14 protein-coding genes and 1 tRNA gene are annotated in these 23,580 nt (G+C 51.6%); 11 read left to right on the forward strand and 4 right to left on the reverse strand.

Features of this window, described 5'->3' with window-relative positions:
* The first annotated feature begins 65 nt into the window (after positions 1–65).
* The gene (locus DUE52_RS17060; protein WP_114407280.1) at positions 66–1,385 is read left to right on the forward strand and encodes an APC family permease; all 1,320 of its coding nucleotides are present in this window, start codon (positions 66–68) and stop codon (positions 1,383–1,385) included.
* Here the strand turns inward: DUE52_RS17060 and DUE52_RS17065 are convergent.
* Entirely contained in the window at positions 1,354–5,421 is a 4,068-nt protein-coding gene (locus DUE52_RS17065) for an AAA domain-containing protein (protein ID WP_114407230.1), read from the reverse strand. The two genes, DUE52_RS17060 and DUE52_RS17065, sit on opposite strands and share 32 nt — an antisense overlap.
* A gap of 421 nt (positions 5,422–5,842) precedes the next feature.
* Between DUE52_RS17065 and DUE52_RS17070 the strand changes: the two genes are divergently transcribed.
* The gene (locus tag DUE52_RS17070; RefSeq protein ID WP_133299862.1) at positions 5,843–6,187 is read left to right on the forward strand and encodes a hypothetical protein; all 345 of its coding nucleotides are present in this window, start codon (positions 5,843–5,845) and stop codon (positions 6,185–6,187) included.
* A gap of 44 nt (positions 6,188–6,231) precedes the next feature.
* Here the strand turns inward: DUE52_RS17070 and DUE52_RS17075 are convergent, their stop codons facing one another.
* Positions 6,232–7,305, reverse strand: a complete 1,074-nt coding sequence (locus DUE52_RS17075) for a TerC/Alx family metal homeostasis membrane protein (protein WP_114407232.1) — start codon at positions 7,303–7,305, stop codon at positions 6,232–6,234.
* A 190-nt stretch (positions 7,306–7,495) separates the two neighbouring features.
* Here DUE52_RS17075 and DUE52_RS17080 point away from each other — a divergent pair, with 190 nt between their 5' ends.
* Positions 7,496–8,236: a glycosyltransferase family 2 protein gene (locus DUE52_RS17080; protein WP_114407233.1), complete on the forward strand. Its 741-nt coding sequence runs from the start codon at positions 7,496–7,498 to the stop codon at positions 8,234–8,236.
* Here the strand turns inward: DUE52_RS17080 and DUE52_RS17085 are convergent.
* On the reverse strand, positions 8,211–9,380 hold the full coding sequence (locus tag DUE52_RS17085; RefSeq protein ID WP_114407234.1) for a type III polyketide synthase: 1,170 nt from the start codon (positions 9,378–9,380) through the stop codon (positions 8,211–8,213). The two genes, DUE52_RS17080 and DUE52_RS17085, sit on opposite strands and share 26 nt — an antisense overlap.
* A 113-nt stretch (positions 9,381–9,493) precedes the next feature.
* On the opposite strand from DUE52_RS17085, the gene DUE52_RS17090 reads away from it, so the two are divergent.
* The 7 genes from DUE52_RS17090 to DUE52_RS17120 all read left to right on the forward strand — a co-directional run bounded on the left by DUE52_RS17090 (position 9,494) and on the right by DUE52_RS17120 (position 19,833).
* Complete coding sequence (locus tag DUE52_RS17090) at positions 9,494–10,372, forward strand: UbiA family prenyltransferase (protein ID WP_114407235.1); 879 nt, start codon at positions 9,494–9,496, stop codon at positions 10,370–10,372.
* A gap of 118 nt (positions 10,373–10,490) precedes the next feature.
* Positions 10,491–10,563 (forward strand) — tRNA-Gly (locus DUE52_RS17095).
* 574 nt (positions 10,564–11,137) lie between these two features.
* A complete protein-coding gene (locus tag DUE52_RS17100) occupies positions 11,138–11,725 on the forward strand; it encodes an RNA polymerase sigma factor (RefSeq protein WP_114407236.1) in 588 nt (195 codons plus the stop codon).
* A 173-nt stretch (positions 11,726–11,898) separates the two neighbouring features.
* Positions 11,899–12,990 (forward strand): FecR family protein, encoded by a 1,092-nt coding sequence (locus DUE52_RS17105; protein ID WP_165840959.1) that lies wholly within the window; start codon positions 11,899–11,901, stop codon positions 12,988–12,990.
* A gap of 137 nt (positions 12,991–13,127) precedes the next feature.
* Positions 13,128–16,475, forward strand: coding sequence for a SusC/RagA family TonB-linked outer membrane protein (locus DUE52_RS17110; protein ID WP_229312202.1), 3,348 nt, complete (start codon positions 13,128–13,130; stop codon positions 16,473–16,475).
* Positions 16,476–16,493: 18 nt separating this feature from the next.
* A complete protein-coding gene (locus tag DUE52_RS17115; RefSeq protein ID WP_114407238.1) occupies positions 16,494–18,203 on the forward strand; it encodes a RagB/SusD family nutrient uptake outer membrane protein in 1,710 nt (569 codons plus the stop codon).
* Positions 18,204–18,288: 85 nt separating this feature from the next.
* Positions 18,289–19,833 carry a sulfatase family protein gene (locus DUE52_RS17120; RefSeq protein ID WP_229312203.1) on the forward strand — a complete coding sequence of 515 codons (1,545 nt, stop codon included), beginning with the start codon at positions 18,289–18,291 and terminating at the stop codon, positions 19,831–19,833.
* A gap of 271 nt (positions 19,834–20,104) precedes the next feature.
* Here the strand turns inward: DUE52_RS17120 and katG are convergent, their stop codons facing one another.
* Complete coding sequence (katG, locus tag DUE52_RS17125; RefSeq protein ID WP_114407239.1) at positions 20,105–22,378, reverse strand: catalase/peroxidase HPI; 2,274 nt, start codon at positions 22,376–22,378, stop codon at positions 20,105–20,107.
* Between the two features lie 578 nt (positions 22,379–22,956).
* Between katG and DUE52_RS17135 the strand changes: the two genes are divergently transcribed.
* The gene (locus DUE52_RS17135; RefSeq protein WP_114407241.1) at positions 22,957–23,520 is read left to right on the forward strand and encodes an RNA polymerase sigma factor; all 564 of its coding nucleotides are present in this window, start codon (positions 22,957–22,959) and stop codon (positions 23,518–23,520) included.
* Positions 23,521–23,580 lie beyond the last annotated feature (60 nt).

Here is a 23,580-nt window from a genome sequence, read left to right on the forward strand (position 1 = left end):
CTACTTCTACTGATTCGACGCCCTTGCCCCGACGGCTGGGATTGTGGCAAGCTACGGCCTTAAATATGATCGACATGGTCGGTATCGGCCCGTTTGTGGTGCTGCCCCTGGTTATTCACATCATCGGTGGACCGCATTTCCTCTGGGCGTGGATTCTGGGAGCGGTTATTTCGCTGATCGACGCCCTGGTCTGGGCCGAACTGGGAGCGGCTTATCCGCAGGCCGGGGGGAGTTACAACTTTCTGAAAATTGCCTACGGTGAACAACGCTGGGGCAAGATGCTATCCTTTCTCTATGTCTGGCAAACCATGATCCAGGCCCCGTTGGTGGTGGCTTCGGGAGCCATCGGTTTTGCGCAGTATGCTTCCTATCTTCTCCCACTTGAGGGGTGGGAACGCAAAGCGGTTTCTGGAGGTGTGGTGATCCTGATTACGATGCTGTTATACCGCAAAATTGAATCCATTGGCCGAATCAGCATTCTATTGTGGGTCTGCGTGCTCGCAACACTCGGCTGGATCATCTGGGGTGGTCTGACGGGTGGGCAACAGACGGTTTCGTTCGCGTTGCCGTCGGGCGAATCCCTATCCGGATTGTTTGGTGCCGGTCTGGGAATTGCTTCCGTGAAAACGATTTATTGCTATTTAGGCTACTATAATGTGTGTCACCTGGGGGGCGAAATCCGCAATCCGTCGCGCAACATTCCGTTGAGTATGTTGATTTCGGTGGTCGGCATTGCGGTTTTGTATCTGTCCATGAATTGGAGCGTCGTCAGTGTTATTCCCTGGCAGGAAGCCCAGCACAGCGAGTTCATCATCAGTGCCGTGATCGAACGGCTCTACGGCTCGCAGGCGGGTACGATCGCGACGTTCATGGTATTAATCGTGGCATTTTCGTCTTTATTCGCGGTTTTGCTGGGGTATTCGCGGGTTCCCTACGCGGCAGCCGCCGACGGGCAGTTTTTCCGCATTTTTGCCAAGCTGCACCCCTCCCGGCATTTTCCGTACGTCTCGCTGCTGTTTCTGGGTGGGCTGGGTTTTGGCTTCAGTTTGCTGTTTCGCCTATCCGACGTCATCACGGCCATTCTGGCGATGCGGATTGTGGTGCAATTTATCGGACAGGCCGTTGGCTTGTTGCTCTTGCATAAACGCAAACAAACTAGTGCGTTTCCGTTCAAAATGCCACTCTATCCGTTGCCGGTTTTACTGGCCATTGCCATCTGGACTTTCATCTTCATTTCCACCGGCTGGACATTCATGCTGTCGGGTCTGACGGTTATTCTGTTGGGAATTATCGTCTTCCTGATTACGGCTCGCATCCGAAAACAGTGGCCGTTTGGGGCGGTGGATCAACCCGCTACGCCTTTGGGGGATCCGACGGAATCGTAATCCGCCCACGCCAGAATTCACGGCTATACACCCGCAGGAACGGCCAGTTTTTCATTTGTAACGCAAACGGCGTGTACGCGTGAGCGTCTTTGAGCGTGCTTTCGTAGTATAAATCGTCGTCGGTCAACACGAGTCCTTCGTACAAATCGGCGGTTTTACGGGTCAGGTCGGCAAAGGGCAGTTCTTCGACCAGACCGGTTTTGGTGTCTTTTAGCTCATCTTTCAGCAAACGCGCCCCCGGAACGCGTTCGGTTCGGCGGGGTTGCGGGGCGTAAGAACCGTCTGCCACGGAGAGGGCATACTCGAGGTACTGCTTCAACACTTTCGGCCCTTCGTTGGCGGTATTGTCAACGGAAAGCTGTTGCGGATATATGCTCGTGACTACGTAAATCCGTTCCCTTGCCCGCGTCACGGCCACATTCAGGCGGTTTTCGCCCCCTTTGGCGTTCAAACTGCCGAATTGCGCCGACAACTTCCCGCGAACATCGGGCGCGTAGCCGATGGAAAAAATAATCACATCGCGCTCGTCACCCTGCACGTTTTCAATGTTCTTGACGAAGGTCGTTTCGGTGGAAGTGGGGGATGCTGATGCAGATTTGGGTGCTGCGTTTGCTGATGCAGATTGCAAATCTGGAACAGCGGGTTGCAAACCTGGAACAGCGAGCCCAGCCAGCGCGTGTTCCTCCAGCAACTCCTGAATCAACTGCTGCTGCTGGAAGTTAAACGTCACCACGCCGATGGAACGCCCCGGTAACTCGTTCGCCAGTTGATCGATCAGGGCAACCACGGCGCGGGCTTCGGTTTCGTTGGTGTTATTTTCCCAGATTCCTTTGACGTTCAAATACCGGATGGCAGGCTCCCGGCGGTTGAGCTGGTGGAAATCGGGGAGGAGATGCAGTGAATTTTTGTAGAATAACCGGTTTGAGAAATCAATCAGATCAATCGAGCGACTGCGGTAATGGCCGCGCAACTGCGTTTGCGGGAAATAATGCGTGGCCAGATCGAGCAACGATTCCACTTCCAGCGCAGCGGGCGTTTCTTCGCCGGGTTCGGTTTCAAACCGGATGCGGTACAAATCGCTCGGTTGAAGCTGCTTACTGTCGCCGGTGATGACCACCTGCTTGGCGCGATACATCGCCGGAATGCCATTTTCGGCAAAACACTGCGACGCTTCATCGAAAATCACCAGATCGAAAAGCCCCGGTTTCATCGGAAAAATGGCCGAAACCGACTCCGGCGACGCCATCCAGCACGGAACCAGTTGAAAAACTTCATCCGAGTGCTGCTCCATCAGTTTCCGAACCGGCCAGATGTTGCGTTTTTTGGTCACCTGATGGCTCAATTCCCGGTACGTAACGAGGTTGTTCAGGCGGTTGAAAGCCAGATTCTGGTACGCCTTTTCACGAAGTTTAACCAGCAAAATCTGGCGGCTCAGCGTCTGCTTTTTTCGGACACTTTCCTGTAAAGCGGTTTCTAACTGGCTGATTTTTAAAGATGAAACACCACGTAGAATGGGGTAGATACCTTCAAGATGTTCAATCCAGGCCAGGTGCAGACTATTTAAAAAGAGCCCAACTGTTCCCGTATCGCCCAGCCGTTGCACAATGTCCCGTTCCGAAACCGTAAAGTTTTCGGTCAGCCGATCGGTTTCAATCAACAGGTCGATGTCCCGTTCCAGGGTGCGAATCAACGCATCGGTTTGGGTCGGTTCTTGCCACAATCTTTGGATTTGCGATTCGCTCAAAAACGATTGCCACTGGCTGCGTTGAGCCGCCACACGACGACCAATTTCCAGCAATTGCGCTACGGTTTTTGAAAAAACGCCGATGGTTTCCAACCGGGATTCGGGCAGGGCGTTCAACCACGAAATGGCGTTTAACCGGCGGACCGCTTCGAGCGCCTGGCGGGCCAGACGAACGGTCAGAACGGCATTTTCGGCGGTAACGTCTTGATCGACATTCTTTTCGATTTGCTGACGAAGAATCTCAAAGCGGATTCGACGCTGTACTTTTTCGAGCAAAACCGGCAGCGTTTCGTCGGAAAGGGGCAAGCCGTTGGTGGCTGCGAGTTGCTGCAACCCGGTTTTGTCCTTGCTGAACCAGCCCCAAACCGTCCGTCCGACAAACGACGAATGGCTTTGAATCGCTTCCTGCAACCGCTGGACCATGTTGGGCAGGTCGGTAACCGGGAGACTTTTTTCGATTCCGGTTCCGCCCAGGCAGTTCGTTAACTCGGCTTCCATTCGTTCCAGTTCCTCTGGTCCTGTCCGGAACAGCGGATGGTCGGGCTGTTGCTGCAACCGCCGAACCCACTGCCAGCGTGGGGTCGAAGGGTCGGCATTCAGCAAGGTCAGCAAAGCGGTGGTTTCCCATTCGTCTTCCTGCACGGTTTCCCAATCGGCCAGCGAAAAAGTGTGATGGGCGAGCGTTTGCGCCTGTTCGGTTATGGTTTTAACGAAAACTGGTAGGTCGCCCAGCATTTTTTTGAGTGCCGGGAGTTGGCCAAATGAGAAGGGGGCGAAGGAAATTCGGTCGGCCCACGGATGATCGGAACCCAGCCGGGTTAGGTAAGCGCCGTATTCCCGCAATTTTTCCACAAAACCGGCCACCGAATCAGGCCGAAATTGGGTATACACATCGGCAAGTGGAATGGTTTCGGCGGTGGGATCGCTGCTCAGGTACAACTGTTTGACCGAAATTCCCGCTTCTGTTTCGTCGAATAGGGCTTCTTTGAAGGCTTGTAATTCGGCCAATGTCTGATCGATCCGGCGGCTTTCCTGATCGAAATTGCGTTCGAGCAAAATCGCATCCAGGCCGTAATTCTGTTTGCGGTATTCTTCCACCCGCTCGATCTGTCCGGCAATCTGGTCGTAAAGTGCCTTGCGGTCGTTTTTGAAATCGTGAATCAGGGCCGAAAAGGGCTGCATGCCAACCTGACGCAGTCGCTCGTAGACCACATCCAAAGCCGCCCGTTTCTGACAAACCAGCAAAACCCGCTTGCCCTGTGCGGCAAAATCGGCCATCAGATTCCCGATCAACTGCGACTTGCCGGTTCCCGGAGGGCCTTGCACCACCATCGACTCCCCGGCTTTGATGCGCCGGATGGCTTCCTCCTGCGATGCGTCGAGGGCCAGGGGCGTGTGCAGCGTTTCTTCCCGAACGGAAACCGGTTTCTGAGACGTGTTGAAATCGGGGAACAAACCGGCCATCGACTCTTCGCTGGTTGGCTCCGGCAACTCGTCGGTTTGCAGAAACTGCAATGCTTCGCCTTCCAGCAACACCTCATAATCGGGTACCAGATACGAACCCGCCTGCGGAAAAATGCCCAGCACGGCTTCGGGATACAGCTTTAATTCGCCGTTGCGCTCCAGTTTATCCAGATCGGTTTTCTTGACCGGATCGAACCACTGGAGCTGATCGGTAAAAAGATTCTGATTGAAATTGATTTCTAATGGACTGGCTTTCAGCCATTCGTAGAGCTGGGTGCGAAAAACCGTAGCGTCTTTGTCGTACTCATCCAGCGTGTGTTCCAGAACCGCATCGGGCAGAATGAACTGGTTGTAGTAACCATACGCCATCAGAAAACTGCGGTTGAGCATGATGGACTCATCCGCCCGGCGAACGAGCATCCATTTATTTCCCTGGGGTTCGAGGTGAACCGGGAAGAAAACCAGCGGCCCGTGAATCACCGTTCCGTCGGCCAGCTTGCCACGCACGAAGGGATATCCCACGTACAAATCTTCCGAACCGCGTTCTTCTTCGATAAACCGGTCGGTTCGGGCAATTTTCCGGAGTTTTTTGCTCACTTCGTTGCCTTTCTCCAGCCGGCTGTCCATCACATCGCAGAGCGGGATGGCCGGACGACGGGCGATCAACTGGCGGACGAGATCGAACGACGGTTTGTTGTCCAGAAAATCAAGCTCGTGCAGATCCAGAAACTGCTCGACAGGCAGGTTGGTCAGCAGCAGCGACCGGTTGCGGCTGCTGAGGTTGGTCAGGCGTTTGAGGTAAGCTTTAAGAACCGTCGGGGATAGCATACGTACCCACGGATTTGAATCCGTGTTTTGTCCGGGAAACTTGCTGAAAATAGGGATCGAATGAAAAAGCCACCGAAGAGTGAATGCACCTGGTCGTGCTATCAAACGAAGCACCTTCCTCCCCGCTGCCCTCACAAAACTACCTAAAAAGCCGTAAAAACACAGGGGCCTCAACCAGGCTGCCCGGCTTAAACGATCAGGGTTGAGGTTCGCCCTGATTCGTCAGAAATTCCTCAAGGCTTCATTGTGGTAAAATCGTACATCAAGTGGCTATAAATGTATATTAAAACAATAAAATATTAGTATAATATTGCAATATAGTTATATAAGTGGCATTTGTTATCATAGATACTATACACTTAAATTCATTTTAGGATCCTACAAACGGGTCTTTTTGACGTGTGGACGCACCGATAACGCAATGGCTTCGACTCATAAGCATATGCCTGGTGGAATGATCCGGCGGTTCCCGAAGACCGACGAGGCTCTCTATTTACAGTATCGACCGGTTTCCCTCAAATTTTGCGAGTCCCTGATTAAAAACAAGGCGGAAGCGGAGAAAATGGTTTGCGCTGTTTTCAACGAGCTTCGGGACAATGGATCAGAACCCCAATCTGACCCGGAATTTAAATCCTGGTTATTCCTGAGGCTGCGGAACCAGGTTGTTACTTACCTGAAAACCCGCGCAAAAAGCGAGTTGTCCGGCAACCCGTCCGATTCCCAATTCAATGGCAACCGGACCAATCAGTCATTGATCCGGTTGTGAATCTCCTCATCGGGTCGAAATCTTCCTGAAAGTTTGTTCGAAACCTAGACCTGCACTTCCTCCGGTTCCTTCTTTTTTTCCGGAATCAGCCAGGACGCCAGAATACTTACGCCCAGAATAGTCAGAATGACATAGAGCGAGTAAACCGTCTCGAAACCGTGATCTTCCAGCCAACCGTGAAAAATCATTTTTAATCCGATGAACGTCAGCAAGGCCGCCAGACCGGTTTTCAGGAAACGGAACTGACTCATGATGCTGGAGAGGAAGAAGAACATCGACCGCAGCCCCATGATGGCGAATACGTTGGAGAAAAAAACGATGTAAGGGTCTTTGGTGATCGAGAAAATGGCCGGAATGGAGTCGACGGCAAACACCAGATCGGTGAAAGCAACCACGATGACGACAATGAACAGGGGCGTCACGAAAAGCTTGCGGTCGGTTTTCCGGCGGACAAAAAAGTGGTCGATGACGTTCCGGCGGTAGACGTTCAGGTATTTGGCCGTCAGCTTCACGACCGGGTGGTTTTTCGGTTCCATCTGCTGATCTTCGTCCTTTTCGAAGAAGAGTTTGATCCCGGTGTAGACCAAAAAAGCCCCGAAAATGTAGATGATCCATTCGAACCGCTGCAGCAGCGCCGAGCCGACGAAAATGAAGATAAACCGCAGGACGATGGCCCCCAGAATGCCCCAGACCAGAATCTTTTTGTAGAACTTCTGACGCACGCCGAACGACGCGAAAATCATGATGAAGACGAAAATATTATCGGCCGACAGGGAATACTCGACCAGATAACCGGTGATGTATTCCAGCGCCATGTTGTTCTGGAAAATGGCCAGACTCTGCTCGAAATTGCCCGGAATCAGTTTGAGGTGATCGGCATACAGGCTACGCACTTCTTCCAGCCGCGCCATGTCGGTGATGCCGTGAACGAGGTAACCGAAATTTTTAATGAAAAAGTAGAAGCCAATCGACAACGCCACCCAAACCGCACTCCAGGTGCCGGCTTCTTTAAAACTGACAATATGGCTTTTCTGCTTCGTAAATGCCCCCAAATCGAAGGCCATCACCAACAGAACGAAGAGCGCAAAGCAGATAAAAAATATAGTTTCGTAACTCATGAGTCGAAAAACAATGAAATTTAGCGTATAACGAGTGTTTAAGTAGAACTGTTTAATTGGACTTTGGCACAAAATTCGCCGGAAGATCGGAGAGTTGTAGAACCAAACAAGTCGAATTGCAAAACTGATTGCAATATAGCTCTATTAAGTAACAGGTTATGATTTCGGTTGATTCCTTATTTTTGCAAATATGTATCATGATAAGAAAGTCGTAGTTGTATTACCGGCCTACCGGGCCGCCCTGACGCTGGAACGTACCTACCGGGAAATCCCGTTCGATATTGTTGACGAGGTCATTCTGGTCGATGACGCCAGTCCGGACAATACCGTCGATGAAGCAAAGCGCCTGGGCATCCGGCACGTGATCCGGCACGAAAAAAACAAAGGCTACGGCGGCAATCAGAAATCCTGCTACCGCAAGGCGATGGAGCTGAAGGCCGACATTGTTGTGATGCTACATCCTGATTATCAGTATACGCCCAAGCTGATTGTGGCGATGGTCAGCCTGATTGGCAATGAGTTGTACCCGGTGGTGTTTGGCTCCCGGATTTTAGGCAAAGGGGCGTTGAAAGGCGGCATGCCGCTGTATAAATACGTGGCCAATCGCTTCCTGACGCTGACGCAGAACGTGCTGATGAACCAGAAACTGTCGGAATACCACACCGGCTACCGGGCGTTTTCTGGCGAAGTGCTGCGCGGTCTGGATTTTACGCACAACTCCGACGATTTTATTTTTGACAATGAAATGATCGCCCAGATTTTTCACAAAGGCTTCGAAATTGCCGAGGTGACCTGCCCGACAAAATACTTCAAGGAAGCGTCATCGATCAATTTCCGGCGCAGCAGCATCTACGGGTTGGGCGTTTTGGCGGTGTCGATGCGCTACCGGCTGCACCGCTGGGGGCTTATGCGTTGGAAGGTATTGCAATAGATTCGGCTACTGCCTGATCGTTGACCGGCAGAACCGCCGGTATAATTTCCAGAATCATCGACTCCAGGGTCAGGCCCGGCCCGAAAGCGCAACTCAGGATGTTGCCCGCCCCCGGCTTCGAAAGCAGGTGGTTCCGGATTTCTTTCAGCACAAACAAAACCGTCGCCGACGACATGTTGCCGTATTTTCGCAGCACCTCGTAGGCAAAGCGGTTTTCGTGCGGTTCGATGCCCAACTGCTGCTCAATCACTTCCAGAATTTTGCGTCCGCCGGGGTGCATGGCATACTGCGTGATGTCTTCAATGGCCAGTCCACTGCGTTCCAGTAGGCGGGAAAGCGCCTGGCCAATGCCCTGCCGGATCACCGTCGGTACGTCCGACGTCAGCGTCATTTCAAAACCGTGGTCGTTGATGATCCAGCCCATTTCGTTTTTTCCATCGGGCAACAAATCGCAGAAGAAGGTCCGCATCCGGAAGGAGGGAGCCGGTTTTTCCCGGTTGGGTCGACCTTCCACCAACACCGCAGCGGCTCCGTCGGCGAAGAGCGCGTTGGACAGCAGATGATCCTCGTCGGTTTTTTTCTGAAAATGAATCGTACACAATTCCAGACAAACGACCAGCACGCAGGCCGACGGATCGGCGCGGACGAAGGCGTCGGCGGTTTTCAGCGCATTGAAAGCGCCGTAGCACCCCATAAAGTTGATGGCAGTGCGTTGGGTGGTGGTGGGCAGCCCGAGGGCTTCGATCAGGTCGATATCCAGCCCCGGCGCATACATGCCCGTGCAACTCACCGTGATCAGGTGCGTGGGCTGAACGGTTCGTTTTTCGTCGCGGTATAAATCCTCAATAGCGGCCACCGCCAGCGGTAGGGCTTCTTTGCGGTACAATTCCATCCGGGTTCCGACGGTCGGAAATGGTTCAAGATCAGGTGTATTCGGAAAAAATGTATATTCACCCGGCGAAGCACCGTAGTCGGGCAGCACCGAATGCCGCCGGTCGATGCGGGTCAGTCGGTAGAGGGCCTGCAATTTTCGCCGGTTGGGTTCATCGAGCCGAAGAGCCTGCGCCATGAACGAAGCAATTTGCAACTGCGAGAAGCCGTATGGCGGAACGGCCGTGCCGATGGCGGTAATATAGCTATCCATTTAGTCCAATTCAGGGTTGCCGGAGCGATCCGGACTTTTCTATAACCAAAGGTTCACTTGAATGTTAGACTTTGCCTGATGAAATCTGTACCCTCTATCCTTCCTCTCCCGGTATGACCTTTCGGACCGTCTGGCTCCATTTGCGGGTGCCGTTTTCGTTTTTTCTGTTGCCGGTTTTTCTCTTTGCGCTGAGTCAGTCGGAAAGTCTTCGTCAGGGTACGCTGGATTGGGGGCGGGTGGCCGTGATCGGGGCGGTTATTCACCTCCTGCTCTATCCGGCCAGCAATGCCTACAACAGTTATTTCGACAAAGACGAAGGCAGTATCGGTATTCTGGAAACACCACCGCCGGTCGATAAAACCTTGTTTTACGTCGCCTGGGTGCTGGATCTGCTGGCGTTGGTGATTGGTGTCTGGATCGGGTGGCCATTCGTGGCCTATTTACTCATTTACGGATTGATTTCCAAAGCGTATAGTCATCCAATTATTCGCTTAAAAAAGTACCCCATTGCCAGTTGGCTCGTGATCGGCTTGTTTCAGGGCGGTTTTACCTACCTGATGTCGCTGCAAGCCATCGATGCACTACCGGTTTTTGATATGCTAACCTTCCGGCCTCTGCTGGCGGCATTGCTTTGTACCTTGAATCTGCTGGCGATTTATCCGATCACGCAGGTATATCAGCACGAGGAAGACGGCCGTCGGGGCGATTTGACGATGAGCCGTCTGCTGGGGGTTCGCGGTACCTTTCTGAATACGCTGATTTGGTTTACGCTGTCGCTGGCCGGTTTTTACGCCTATTTCCGGGGTGAGACGGTGTTCTGGCTGTTACCCGTCTGTTTGTTGCCGGGGGTGTTGTATTTTCTGGTCTGGGCAAACCGGGTTTTTCGGGACGAACGGCAGGCTGATTTTCGGTCGGCGATGACGATGACGCTGCTGGCAGGCACGGGGCTGAATGTTTTCTTTCTTTTTTTGTTGGTTTTAACCGATTCATAATCAGAATCTAAGTGGCGTTATTGACGATAATGCTAATTTTTTTTCAGGAAAGTACTTGCCAAACAGCGCAGACCCCTTATATTTGCATCCACAAAACGCCAACGTTCTGGCATAGAACGCGAAAGTAGCTCAGCTGGTAGAGCGCGACCTTGCCAAGGTCGAGGTCGCGGGTTCGAACCCCGTCTTTCGCTCAAAAGCACCCACAGCGGTGCTTTTTTTGTAGAATGTGGTTGCTACCACGCCGGGATGGCGGAATAGGTAGACGCGCAGGACTTAAACAATTTGAGTGCCCAGACAGAAATGTTTGGAGTAGAACCGCTTAACGTCGGGGAAGCCTTCCGGTTGGAAACGACTAATGGTAATCCCGAGCCAAGTTCCAGTTTTTTGGAAAAGGTGTAGAGACTTGACAGGCGGCATCTAAGTTCTGATGTTCTTCAGAATACGATGAAGAGAAAGTCCAGACCACAAATCCCGTAAAGATTCGGGAGCAGTGAAAACTGTAGTTGGTACGAAAATCCTGTGAGCAGTAATGTTCGTGCGGGTTCGATTCCCGCTCCCGGTACTGATTATCAAAAGGTTATGCGAATTATCGTGTAACCTTTTTTTATTGAATCAAATCCAAAAGTTGTGGAGGACGTATCCGCTGGGCCAGGGCGTGTATTTCGGAGATGCTTCATCCATACATCCTTTAAACAAGCCAATATTTCTACGGAATAAAAACATTTCTTTATATTTCAAAACTTTTTGACTCCATTAACTACTGATGTGGCTGCTCCAGAAAAGGACCATCAACTTTGGCATGACCTCAAATCGGGCGATAAATCGGCTCTCGAGCAGATTTATCATCAGCACTTTGAGGCATTAGGCAAGTATGGCCTTCGGATTATTCCGGATGCAGAGCTCGTCGAGGACGCTATTCAGGATGTCTTTCTCAATCTTTGGCGACGAAAAGAACACTTGAGTGATGTAGTGAATATAAAATTTTACCTGTTTAGAACCTTACGGAATCAACTCAGCCGAAACATTCGAAATGATATTTTTGAGGGTTCCGAAGACGTTAATAACTTCCTCGACTACCTGTCTACCATTTCTTCGGAACAGCAATCCATCAGCAACGAAACCCGGGAAGCAACGACCCGAACGATCCAGCATGCGCTTTCTCAGTTGAGCAACCGGCAGCGTGAAGCTATTCACCTGCGCTTTTATCAGGGGCTGAGTCTGGACGAAACCGCTGCTATGATGGATGTATCCAAACAGGTCGTGAAAAATATGCTGGGTCGGGCCTATGCGGTATTACGAATCTCCCTGCGTACCATGATCTCCCTGATGATTTTTCTCGGTTTCAGACTGTAGGCTCCCTTCTTCCAGTCCACGTATCCCGGTCCGGATCGCCATTGATGAGGCCTGTTTAGCGGTCGGAAAAAAGAATTTTTACATTCGATCAAAAAATAGTTTAATCGAAATGGTTACTATTTCCGAAAAGGTGTACCTGTATGGTTGTAGGCTCTTTTCGACTTTCTGTCAGGATGGATAAACGGTATACCCAGGTACAAGATTTTCTGAATGATGACCAGTTCGTTGAATGGGTGGTATCCGGTCGTAATGACCGGGTCTGGCAACAATTTCGGGCAGCGAATCCGGGCAGTGAGCTGCTGATGGAAAAAGCCCGGCAACTCATTCTGGAAATCAATGAGGCAGAAGACCGGGATCTGCCCTCCCTGAATCCGCAACGGGTCTGGGAAAAAATCCGTCATACGCTGCACGATCCGGCCGACGAAAACCAGCCGATCCCCGTTCCGCTATGGTCCCGGCACCTGCTCCGGTGGGCCGCCGGCCTGGTTTTGCTCCTCGGAATCGGCTGGCTGATCCAGCAGCGGCTTACGCCTAAACCCATAACCTATCAGGAGCTTATTGCCCGGGAAGGGGGCGAAAGCCAGCGGATCGAAAAAGTCAATCAACGCGATACGCCGGTCCGGATTACCCTGGAAGACGGTAGCCTGGTAACGCTCTACAAAAACAGCAAACTGAGCTATCCTACGCATTTTGAAAAAGACAAAAGAAACGTCATACTCACCGGCGAAGCGTTTTTTGAAATTGCCAAAGATGCCAACAAACCCTTTTACATCTATTCCAACGAAGTGGTCACCAAGGTGTTAGGTACGAGCTTCAGAATACGCGCTTTCGGCGACAGTAAACAGGTGGTCGTTCAGGTACGGACCGGGCGCGTATCCGTTTACAGCCAGCAGAAAACCCATCTGAAAGATCCTGAAACGAGCGGCCTGGTCCTGCTGCCCAATCAGCAGGCGATTTATAGCCGGACAGACGAAAATCTGAGCCGCAAACTGGTCGATGTGCCGGTTCTGCTTGGGGCGCATAGTGCCAACCCATCCCCCATACGGTATGACGAGGTTCCGGCCACTGTGGTATTGAAAGATCTTGAAAAAACGTATGGAATCAGTATACTCTTCAACGAGGAACTCCTCAATGAGTGCCTGATAACGACGGCACTTGGTAATGAGTCTTTATACGATAAGCTCGACCTGATCTGTAAAACCATCGGAGCTTCGTACAAGGAAGTAGACGCCCAGCTTGTGGTTGAGTCCAAAGGCTGCCAATAGCTTTTGCGAAACGAACTTTTTACCCAATCAATAAAAAGGAGCAATGTCTCACCATTGCTCCCGAATTTTCCGCCTATGCACTGGACATGCAATCGGACGGAACCGTTTTGTTTTATTCCACAAAAACAACCCAAGTTATGTCAGAATCATTTACCAAAAAAGCGTTTTTCCGGCTTATGAAAATCTCGTTACTCCAGTTTGTTGTGATGGGTATTGTAACCGGGGTGTGTTATGCTCATCCGGCCCGGGCCCAGGAATTGCTACAGGAACGTATTACGCTAACCGTTAAAAACGGAAATCTCAAAACCGTACTCCAAAACATCGAAAAACAGGCACATGTCATCTTTTCGTACCAAAAAGAGGTCATTTTGGAGGAAAAAGTCACGGTTCAGTTTGTCAACGAAACGCTGGAAAGCGTGCTTGGTAGCTTGCTAACGCCCAGAAAGATTGATTTTCAGCCCTTTAAGAATCGTCAAATTGTGCTGCGCCGTCTTAAAACGTCGGACAAACTACCCGACCCGTCCGACCCTTCTCCGGCGGAAACCACCAACGTCCGGCCAGCCGAAGTGAAACTTTCGGGAACCGTTACGGATGAAAAAAGCGTGGGTATTCCGGGGGTGAGTGTGGTGCTGAAAGGAAGTACCGTGGGAACCGTTACCGACATCGACGGCAACTATACGCTGTCGATTGCCGACGGTCAGGGAACGCTGGTATTTTCCTACATCGGCTACATCAGCCAGGAAATTACGATCAATAACCGCACCCTCATCGATGTCGCCCTGCTGCCGGATGTCAAAGCCTTGAGCGAAGTGGTGGTGGTGGGATATGGCACCCAGAAGAAAAGCGATTTGACCGGCTCCGTCGTCCGGGCCGACATCGAGGCTTTTCGTGAATCGCCCAACGTAAATATCGCTCAGTCCCTGCAAGGAACCGTCCCCGGTCTGAATATTGGACAGGTCAGCACCGCCGGCCAAAATCCAACGATATCCATTCGGGGCCGCACCACCATTAACGGTAACCAGAATGTGTTACTGGTCGTGGATGGGATTATTTTCACCGGCAATTTAAGTGATCTGAACCCGGCCGATATTGAATCGGTTGACGTGCTGAAAGATCCAAGCAGTATGGCGATCTACGGGGCACAGGCGGCCAACGGCGTCATTCTGATCACGACTAAGGGTGGAAAAAAGAATTCAAAGCCCGTGTTTAATTATTCGGGCAGCTACACCACGCAAAATCCTGTCAAGTCCCTGACGCTGTTCGACCGTGAGGGCTACATTGCCAAACTGGCCGATCAAGACTGGAAGAACGCGTTTCTGGCCCCGGATTATACGACGCCCAATCCGAACTACAACATCCAGAATTATATCAGCGATCCGCCGATCAGAGAAGGCTATACCAACGGGACAAACTACGACTGGTGGGGCAACACCACCAACCCCGGCTTTATCACCGCGCACAACCTGAGCGTAACCGGATCGAGCCAGGACTGGTCCTACTTTCTGTCGGGTGGATACACCGATCAGAAAGGGTTTATCATCAATGATAAATTCAAACGGATTACTACCCGGATCAATGTGGAAAATACCATTCTGAGCTGGTTAAAAATAGGGGCGCAGACGTTTGGCTCCTTTTCTGACTATTCCGGTATTTCACCCAGCCTCGGTGGCATCTCGATCATGTCTCCGCTGGTGACGCCTACCGACGCAAACGGTAAGTATATTCAAAATCCGCTGGGCACCAACGTCACGAATCCATTTCTGGTGGCGTTAGCCGATGATTTCGATAAACAGAATAACCTCTTCGGTAATTTCTACGCCAACATCAATGTCCCCTTCATAAAAGGCTTGACCTACCGGATTAACTACGGCCATAATTACGCCTGGGAACGGCATTATAGCAGCAATCCCTACTCAAACGGGGGGACGGGAGAAGCGTACAAGATTAACGCGAACTCCTACGACTGGACGTTTGATAACATCGTCAATTACAAAAAGACGTTCAAGAATGTGCATAGTATTGATGTAACTCTGGTGGCTGGTCGCCGGGCCAGAAACTTTGAAGAATCCAATGCGACCGGTACCAATTTCAACAGCCTTCAGCTCAGCTACAATGACCTGAGTCAGGCCACGATTCAACGAATTACGTCCTCGGCCTGGAAGGAGAGCTATCTGTATCAGATGGGCCGTATCAACTATGAGTTTAACTACAAATATTTACTCACTGCCACGTTGCGTCAGGATGGTTTTTCCGGCTTCGCCGAAAACAAGAAAACCGCCTTATTCCCGTCAATCGGTTTTGGCTGGGTGTTGAGTCAGGAAGATTTTCTTAAAGTGAGCGCCATCAATCTGCTCAAACTAAGGGGATCGTACGGGACAAATGGCAACCTGGTCAATCGATACTCGTCGCTGGCCCGGACGAATATTTACCCCGCCTATGTGTTTGGAGACGGCGGTTCCACGGCCTTTGGTCAGCAGATTACTACATTAGCCAATCCCAACCTGTCGTGGGAAACGACGACTGGATTCAATTTTGGACTTGACTTTTCGCTGTTAAAGAACCGGATTTCCGGCAGTGTCGACTATTACCGAACCACAACCAGCAACCTGATATTCAACGTGAATATTCCGGTCGTGACGGGATTTAACCAGATTATATCGAACGTCGGCAACATTGCAAACCGGGGCGTTGAGTTTGTTCTGAACGGCAAGGCGATTACCGGCAAAAATCTCAACTGGACGATCAATGTTAACCTGGCGGCCAACCGGAACCGGATCGTATCGCTGTTGGGACAGGATAATGACCAGAATGGCGTCGAAGATGATTTAGTCGCCAACGGGTTGTTTATCGGCAAATCCATCGGGGCGATTTATGATTACGAATCGGGGGGGATTATTCAGTTAGGGGAAGAAGCACCCAAGGGTTACTTTGTGGGTACGCACCGGATTATCGATCAAAACGGCGATGGTTTTACCGATGCCAATGACCGGGTTATTCAGGGTCGAACCGAACCGGCCTATAATTTCGGTATTCTGAATGAATTCAGCTACCGCAACTTTACCCTCCGATTTTTCATCAATTCCATCCAGGGGGGCAGAGACGGTTACCGGAAAATGAATATGCCAACCGCATTGGGGGTTGGGGACAACATCCGACGAAATAATTTCTGGAGAGAATTCGACTACTGGACACCTTCCAATCCGGGGGCACGTTACCGGGCACTTGACCAGGGTGCAGCCATCGAATACAACTACTATGGCGACCGTAGCTTTGTCCGGTTGCAGGATGTTACCCTGTCGTATTCGCTTGGCCAACCGTTAACAAAAAAGATGGGCATGCAGGGTGTCAAGGTATTTGTGAGTGGGAAAAATCTGGCCACCTGGACCAAATGGCAGGGCTGGGACCCCGAAACCGGAGACGGATTATTAGTCAACGGACGACCGATTATGAAAGGTGTTTCTGTGGGTCTGGATGTACGTTTTTAACCCCTAACTTTTATTGTGATGAAATTCATATCCGCTATTCATAAAGTTTTGATAATCTTTACGTTGTTGCTGTTTAGTTGCGATGAAAAGGAGATTTTAAAGGAAGTGCCACTGGATTTTGCCAGTCCCGAAAACTCCTTCATTAGCATCGGCGATTTCAATTCAGCCATCAATTCACTCTACGACCTGACCCGGGGAACCCTGTCGAGTGGAGAGTTCCGGCCGCTGGATTATGTCTATGGTACTGACATTGGCTACAATGGTGCGCAGCAGTTGAATGAGCGGTTTGGCAGCTATCCCGCCACGCTAACTCCCATATCAGAAGTGGCCCTGTTTCACTGGCAGCAGTATTACAAGATCATTTCGAGTGCCAACATCATTCTGAATCGGATGCAGAAATCGTCCCTGAGCCAGACTGAAAAAACCGCCGTAGAGGCAGAAACCCGCTTGTTCAGGGGACTGGCTTACCGGAATCTGGCTCATTTATACGGTGGAGTGCCCATTGAACTGGAAGAGGTCAGTTCGCCCAAAACGAATTATACGCGTTCGAGTCGGGAGCAAGTTTACCAGCAGGCTGCTACTGACCTGGAGTTTGCCGCAGCGAACCTGCCCAACATCAACCAGGTAAAAGACGGCAAGGTATCGGTTCAGGCGGCCAACCACCTGCTCGCCGAATCGTATGTTTGTTTAAAGCGGTACGACGATGCGGTGAAAGCCGCCACGGCTGTCATTACCAATTCGAATCTGGCCCTGATGAAACAACGGTTTGGGTCGTTGGCAAAAGAACCGGGCGATGTCTATTGGGACCTTTTCCGCCGGTATAACCAGAATCGAAGTGCGGGCAACACCGAAGGCATATGGGTGTTCCAATACGAAGTGGATGTACTGGGGGGCGTGGTGCGGTCCTCGGCCCTGGCTGGACCCATGCTGGAACGGGACCATGCTCCCCGGCCGTATAGCTTTACCTATAAAGACCCTACGGGTGTTTATCCATTTTTACAACTGGCCGTTTCGGACTATACCGGTGGCCGGGGAATTGGCCGGCTAAGGGGTACCAACCATCTCAACTATGGAATCTGGAAAGATGACTGGAATGATATGCGTAACTCGGAATACAATTTTGTCCGGGATGTAAAATTCAATAATCCGGCGTCCGTCTGGTACGGCAAAAAACTCTCGGAGTTCCGGGCTACTTTCCGCAAAACACTGGACGACACCATTCGAAATTTCTACCCGTACCAGTCGAAGGTGACAACGCCGGGCCAACATCCCGCCGAGCTGTTTATTGATCCGGTTTTAAAAACCCTGAACGGTTCAGCGGCCGGTACCACCTACAGCGATCAGTACTTTATCCGACTGGCGGAGACGTATCTCCTGCGGGCTGAAGCCCATCTGGGTAAAGGAGATCTGGCCAGCGCGGCTGCCGACATCAATGTGGTTCGCGCCCGGGCCAATGCCAAACCGGTTGCCGCTGGAAGTGTCACGATTGAGTATATTCTCGATGAGCGAATGCGGGAACTGGGTGTCGAAGAGAAGCGACGACTGACCCTAAACCGCCTGGGATTGCTTTATGAACGAACCCGGAAATATTGCAACGGCCACCCGACAGCCGCCAAATTTGGGGTAGATGTCGAGCCCCACAATAACCTGTTTCCCATCCCGTACAGCGAAATTGAGCGGAATACCGGAGCCGTTCTCGAACAGAATCCGGGTTATGCAAAGCGTTGATTACCGGACAATTTTCAAGCTCGTTCAGTGGCCTTTCCGTTCACCGCATAAATCAGACCGTATGATACCCGTTTCATTAAATCCATTGGCTAAACTTGCCGGCCTTCTCACGCTCTCTGTTATACTGTTTTCCGGCACCCAATCAGCACCGGGAAGTGCCGGGAACGCGAATCCGTTGACCGAAGAGCGAAAACCAAACATCCTTTTCGTTATTTCCGACGATCAGTCCTATCCACATGCTTCTGCTTATGGCTACAAAGCCGTCAGTACGCCCGCCTTCGACCGGATTGCGCGCGAGGGCGTACTTTTTACCAATGCTTTTTCGGCATCGCCGGGCTGCAGCCCTTCACGTGCGGCCATTCTGACGGGAAAAAACTGCTGGCAACTCGAACACGCCGGTACACATGCCAGTTCTTTTTCAGCGTCGCTGAAAACCTATCCGGACCGGCTTGAAGAAGTGGGCTATTTCATCGGATTTACCGGAAAGGGCTGGGGGCCGGGTGACTTCAAAGTATCCGGACGTTCCCGGAATCCGGCAGGACCCGCTTTCAACGGGCAAACGATGGAAGCCCCCAAAGGCATCAGTACGAACGATTATGCGGCCAATTTTAATAAATTTCTTGCCGACAAACCCGCCGGGAAGCCCTTTTGCTTTTGGTTCGGTGCCCAGGAGCCCCATCGGCGCTATCCGACCGGAATCGGGAAACAAAGCGGCATGGATATGACGAAGGTACAGGTTCCCGGTTTTTTACCCGACCATCCGGCAATCAAGTCCGATCTGCTGGACTACCTCTATGAGATCCAGTGGTATGACCGCCATCTGGGGCGAATCATCAAAATGCTGGAAGAGGCCGGTGAACTGGACAACACCCTGATCGTTGTTACCTCCGACAACGGGATGCCTTTTCCCCGGGCCAAAGCCAATGTGTATGAGTATGGCATCCATTTGCCACTGGCAATCCGCTGGGGAAACCGCGTCAAGGGGAACCGAACCGTAGCGGACCCGGTGAGCCTGATGGACCTGGCCCCGACGTTCCTGGAAGCGGCCGGTGTTCCTTTTGATGCCGGAGACATCCGCGGACGCAGCTTATTGAACATTCTGACCAGTTCGGGGCAGGGGATCGTCGACAAAAGCCGCGATGCCGTCTATGCTTCCCGGGAACGGCATTCGTCTTCCCGCTGGAACAACCTGGGCTATCCGCAACGCTGCATCCGGACCCGGACCCATCTGTACATCTGGAATGTAAAACCGGACCGCTGGCCGGCCGGCGATCCGCAGGTGTATGACGAGCAGGGGAAACTGGGCAAGATGGACCATGCGTATTTCGATATCGATGATTTTAACGAATCCTATATTTTTTTACAGCGACAAAAGCCGGAGGTGGCTCCTTATTTTCACTGGGCTGTTGACAAACGGCCGGAGGAAGAATTATATGATATTGTGAAAGACCCGGCTTGCCTCACCAATCTGGCCGGAAAGCCTACCCACCAGAAAATCCGGCAAGCCCTGAGCACCCGGCTGAAATCCTACCTGACCGAAACCAACGACCCCCGAATGGGGAGCAACGGGGAAATCTTTGAAACCTACAAGCGCTATAGCCCCCTACGGACCTTCCCCTCTCCCCAATGAAAAACTAAAGGATTTTCCTGAAGATGTTCCGAATACCGATGAAGACCCAAGCAATCAGGTGAAGGAGGAATTGCTACCCTCTTATCCTAAGCCGATTAAAACCGCTCAAACCGATCAGTTTGATACATCGAAATGCATGATTTGGCCGGTGAAAAACCGCAGGAACGGCTCCGTCTGTATACGAATTGGGCAAGTAAAGTTGGGGTAGAGAATTAGAAAAGCCCGTCTCAGATCACCTGAGACGGGCTTTTCCGAAACGTTACGACTTTGATCAGGCTAGATCAAACCGGTCCAGGTTCATCACTTTGTTCCAGGCCGCAACAAAGTCCCTGACAAATTTGCCCTGCGCATCGGCACTGCCGTAGACCTCGGCAATGGCTCTCAGTTCGGAGTTGGAGCCAAACACCAGATCGGCACGGGTGGCGGTCCATTTGGGTTGACCGCTACTCCGATCGCTGCCCAAATACAATTCCCGGTCTTCGGACATGGCTTTCCACGCAGTGTTCATGTCGAGCAGGTTGACAAAAAAATCGGTGGTAAGCTTGCCCGGGGAATGCGTAAACACACCGTTTTTGGAACCATCGAAATTGGTGTTCAGGACCCGCATCCCGCCCACCAGCACGGTTAACTCAGGGGCCGTCAGGGTGAGCAATTGCGCCTTGTCGATCAGCAACTCTTCCGTAGAAGCCGGGAATTTTGCTTTGCGGTAGTTGCGGAAACCGTCGGCAACCGGTTCCAGATACCCTACCGATTCCACGTCGGTTTGTTCCTGCGACGCATCCATGCGACCCGCGGTGAAAGGAACGGTGATGGGGTGTCCGGCATCGTTCGCTGCTTTTTCAACACCCGCGCAACCGGCCAGTACGATCACATCGGCCAGCGAAACTTTTTTGCCGTCCGACTGCGTCCCGTTAAATTCCTGCTGAATGCTTTCCAGAATACCCAGCACTTTTTGCAACTGCACGGGGTTGTTGACCTTCCAGTCTTTTTGGGGAGCCAGGCGAATGCGGGCGCCATTGGCACCCCCGCGTTTGTCGGAACCCCGGAAGGTAGAAGCCGAAGCCCAGGCGGTGGAAACCAGTTCCGATACGCTCAGACCGGAGGCTAATATATTCGCTTTCAAGGCCGCTATGTCATTTTCGTCGATCAGGGCATGGTCTACCGCCGGAATGGGGTCTTGCCAGATCAATACTTCGGCCGGCACATCAGGGCCCAGATACCGGGCGCGTGGGCCCATATCGCGGTGGGTTAATTTAAACCAGGCCCGGGCAAAAGCGTCGGCAAAGGCGTCGGGGTTTTCCAGAAAACGGCGGGATATTTTTTCGTAAGCTGGATCGAACTTCAGTGCGAGGTCGGTCGTCAGCATGGTTGGTGCATGCTTTTTGGAGGGGTCATACGCATCGGGAATAATGTTCCCGGCGTCTTTCGCCACCCATTGGTGCGCACCACCCGGGCTTTTCGTCAATTCCCACTCAAAGCCCAGCAGGTTTTCGAAGAAATTATTGCTCCACTGGGTCGGTGTTTTCGTCCAGATGACTTCCAGCCCGCTGGTAATCGTGTCGGCCCCTTTGCCGGAACCATAGCTGTTGCTCCAGCCAAATCCCTGCGATTCCAGATCGGCAGCTTCCGGCTCTTTGCCTACGTGCTCGGAAGTGGCAGCGCCGTGGGTTTTACCGAAGCTGTGCCCACCGGCGATCAGGGCAACGGTTTCTTCGTCATTCATGGCCATACGGCCGAAGGTTTCGCGAATGTCTCTTGCGGCCGCTACGGGATCCGGATTGCCATCGGGACCTTCCGGATTGACGTAGATCAGGCCCATGTGGGCGGCACCGAGCGGTTTTTCCAGGTTGCGGGAATGAATGTTGCGCCCCGGATCTTCGTCCGATGACACGACACCATTGTCTGCAACCCCGGGCGAACCATCGGCGTAGCGGTGGTCGTTGCCCAGCCAGGTGGTTTCGGCACCCCAGTAGACGTCTTCATCCGGCTCCCAGACATCGGCCCGTCCGCCGGCAAAACCAAAGGTTTTGAAACCCATCGATTCGAGGGCCACATTACCGGTAAGAATCATCAAATCGGCCCAGGAAAGGCTGCGGCCATATTTCTGTTTGATGGGCCAAAGCAACCGGCGCGCTTTATCGAGGCTCACGTTATCGGGCCAGCTATTCAATGGAGCAAAACGTTGTTGTCCGGCACCGGCACCACCCCGGCCATCGCCCACGCGGTAGGTTCCGGCGCTGTGCCAGGCCATGCGGATGAACAAAGGGCCATAATGTCCGAAGTCGGCCGGCCACCAGTCCTGTGAGTCGGTCATGAGGGCGTGAAGGTCGCTTTTTACGGCTTCAAGGTCGAGGCTTTTGAAGGCTTCGGCATAGTTGAAATCTTCACCCATCGGGTCGGATAAGGACGAGTGCTGACGCAGGATGTTGAGCTTCAACTGGTTGGGCCACCAATCACGGTTTCGGGTGCCACCACCGCCCACGTTGTGTTTCAGACTGCCATTGTGAACCGGGCACTTGCTGATGTCGTTTGATCCTTTTTCCATTTCGATACGTTCTGTGTTAAATCGATAGATGCCTGCACCGGATTGGGTGCAGCGGGATAAAATTATGTTATTGGGAGAAATAATACCAATCGATAAATTCTATATTTACATAGGTAAAATCTATTACGGCATTTGTCCTGTCGATTCTAAAGAAGCAGCTAGCGGAAGTGAGGATTTTTTTACGGCAAAATGGAGGACGAAACGCGTCACCAGCCTGCTGCTGCCGGTTGAACGGTATTCCCAATTCGTTGTATAGCCGCCCGGGAAAACTTGGTATAATTCTATTATTCGTGCCAATAAGAAAATTTTTTTTCAAAAACATTAATTGTCTTATTGACAATTAAAAAATAAACGTCAACTTTACAGTTATTAAATTACGTTCGTACGACACCTTTTACTCATGCTAAATTTTCCGCTTCAACAGGATGGGGCTGCTCACCATCGGATGATTTACCGGAGTTCCCGGATCGACTGGAAATCTCCTGTGGGAAATTTGACACGTGATACGGGTGAGGTCGCCACAGTACGATTCAGCTAACCCGTTTTGTGCTTTATCAGTCTTTATTCCAGTAAGCTCCATGACTTCTCAGGCCCAGGATCAAGCGTTATGGCAATCCTTTCGTGAGGGAGAAAAACAGGCCTTGGGCCGGTTGGTCGAGTGCTATTATGGCGCGCTGAAACACTATGGGCTGAAATTTATGGTGGATGAAGCCGTGGTTGAAGATTGTATTCAGGAGCTTTTTCTGCAACTCTGGCAAAACCGCTTGCAGATCAATGAGACGGACTGCATCAGGCACTATCTATTGAAGGCCCTCCGGAACCACATCCTTCAGTATTTACGGGTTCAGAAACGCTGGAAATTCGAAGAGTTGGATTGGGACAACTCCGGAATTGACGAAGTAGATTCCGAAACCTTACTGATTCGTCAGGAATCACTGGCTGGTATGACAAAGACCATTCAGGATCAACTGGCTACCTTACCCGCCCGTGAACGGGAGGCACTGTATCTGCGCTATTACGAGAATTTATCCATCCCCGAGATTGCCGAAGTGATGCACGTAAACCGGCAATCGGTCTCCAATTTTTTGCAAAAAGCACTCGGCAAACTTCGCAATCGGTGGTTTGTCCAGCTATGGCCGTGAGATTTTGTATTTTTTCTCAAAAAAATTCGCTTTGAGGAGGGTATCGGCGCGCCAAGTCTT

The sequence above is a fragment of the Larkinella punicea genome (assembly GCF_003334855.1).
GTDB lineage: Bacteria > Bacteroidota > Bacteroidia > Cytophagales > Spirosomataceae > Larkinella > Larkinella punicea.

Coding starts and splice junctions, on each gene's coding strand:
- DUE52_RS17090 (WP_114407235.1), top strand. CDS start 9,494: ATGACCTTTCGGACCGTCTGGCTCCATTTGCGGGTGCCGTTTTCGTTT.
- DUE52_RS17070 (WP_133299862.1), top strand. CDS start 5,843: ATGGCTTCGACTCATAAGCATATGCCTGGTGGAATGATCCGGCGGTTC.
- DUE52_RS17065 (WP_114407230.1), bottom strand. CDS start 5,421: ATGCTATCCCCGACGGTTCTTAAAGCTTACCTCAAACGCCTGACCAAC.
- katG (WP_114407239.1), bottom strand. CDS start 22,378: ATGGAAAAAGGATCAAACGACATCAGCAAGTGCCCGGTTCACAATGGC.
- DUE52_RS17075 (WP_114407232.1), bottom strand. CDS start 7,305: ATGAGTTACGAAACTATATTTTTTATCTGCTTTGCGCTCTTCGTTCTG.
- DUE52_RS17080 (WP_114407233.1), top strand. CDS start 7,496: ATGTATCATGATAAGAAAGTCGTAGTTGTATTACCGGCCTACCGGGCC.
- DUE52_RS17085 (WP_114407234.1), bottom strand. CDS start 9,380: ATGGATAGCTATATTACCGCCATCGGCACGGCCGTTCCGCCATACGGC.
- DUE52_RS17110 (WP_229312202.1), top strand. CDS start 13,128: ATGTCAGAATCATTTACCAAAAAAGCGTTTTTCCGGCTTATGAAAATC.
- DUE52_RS17060 (WP_114407280.1), top strand. CDS start 66: ATGATCGACATGGTCGGTATCGGCCCGTTTGTGGTGCTGCCCCTGGTT.
- DUE52_RS17105 (WP_165840959.1), top strand. CDS start 11,899: ATGGATAAACGGTATACCCAGGTACAAGATTTTCTGAATGATGACCAG.
- DUE52_RS17135 (WP_114407241.1), top strand. CDS start 22,957: ATGACTTCTCAGGCCCAGGATCAAGCGTTATGGCAATCCTTTCGTGAG.
- DUE52_RS17115 (WP_114407238.1), top strand. CDS start 16,494: ATGAAATTCATATCCGCTATTCATAAAGTTTTGATAATCTTTACGTTG.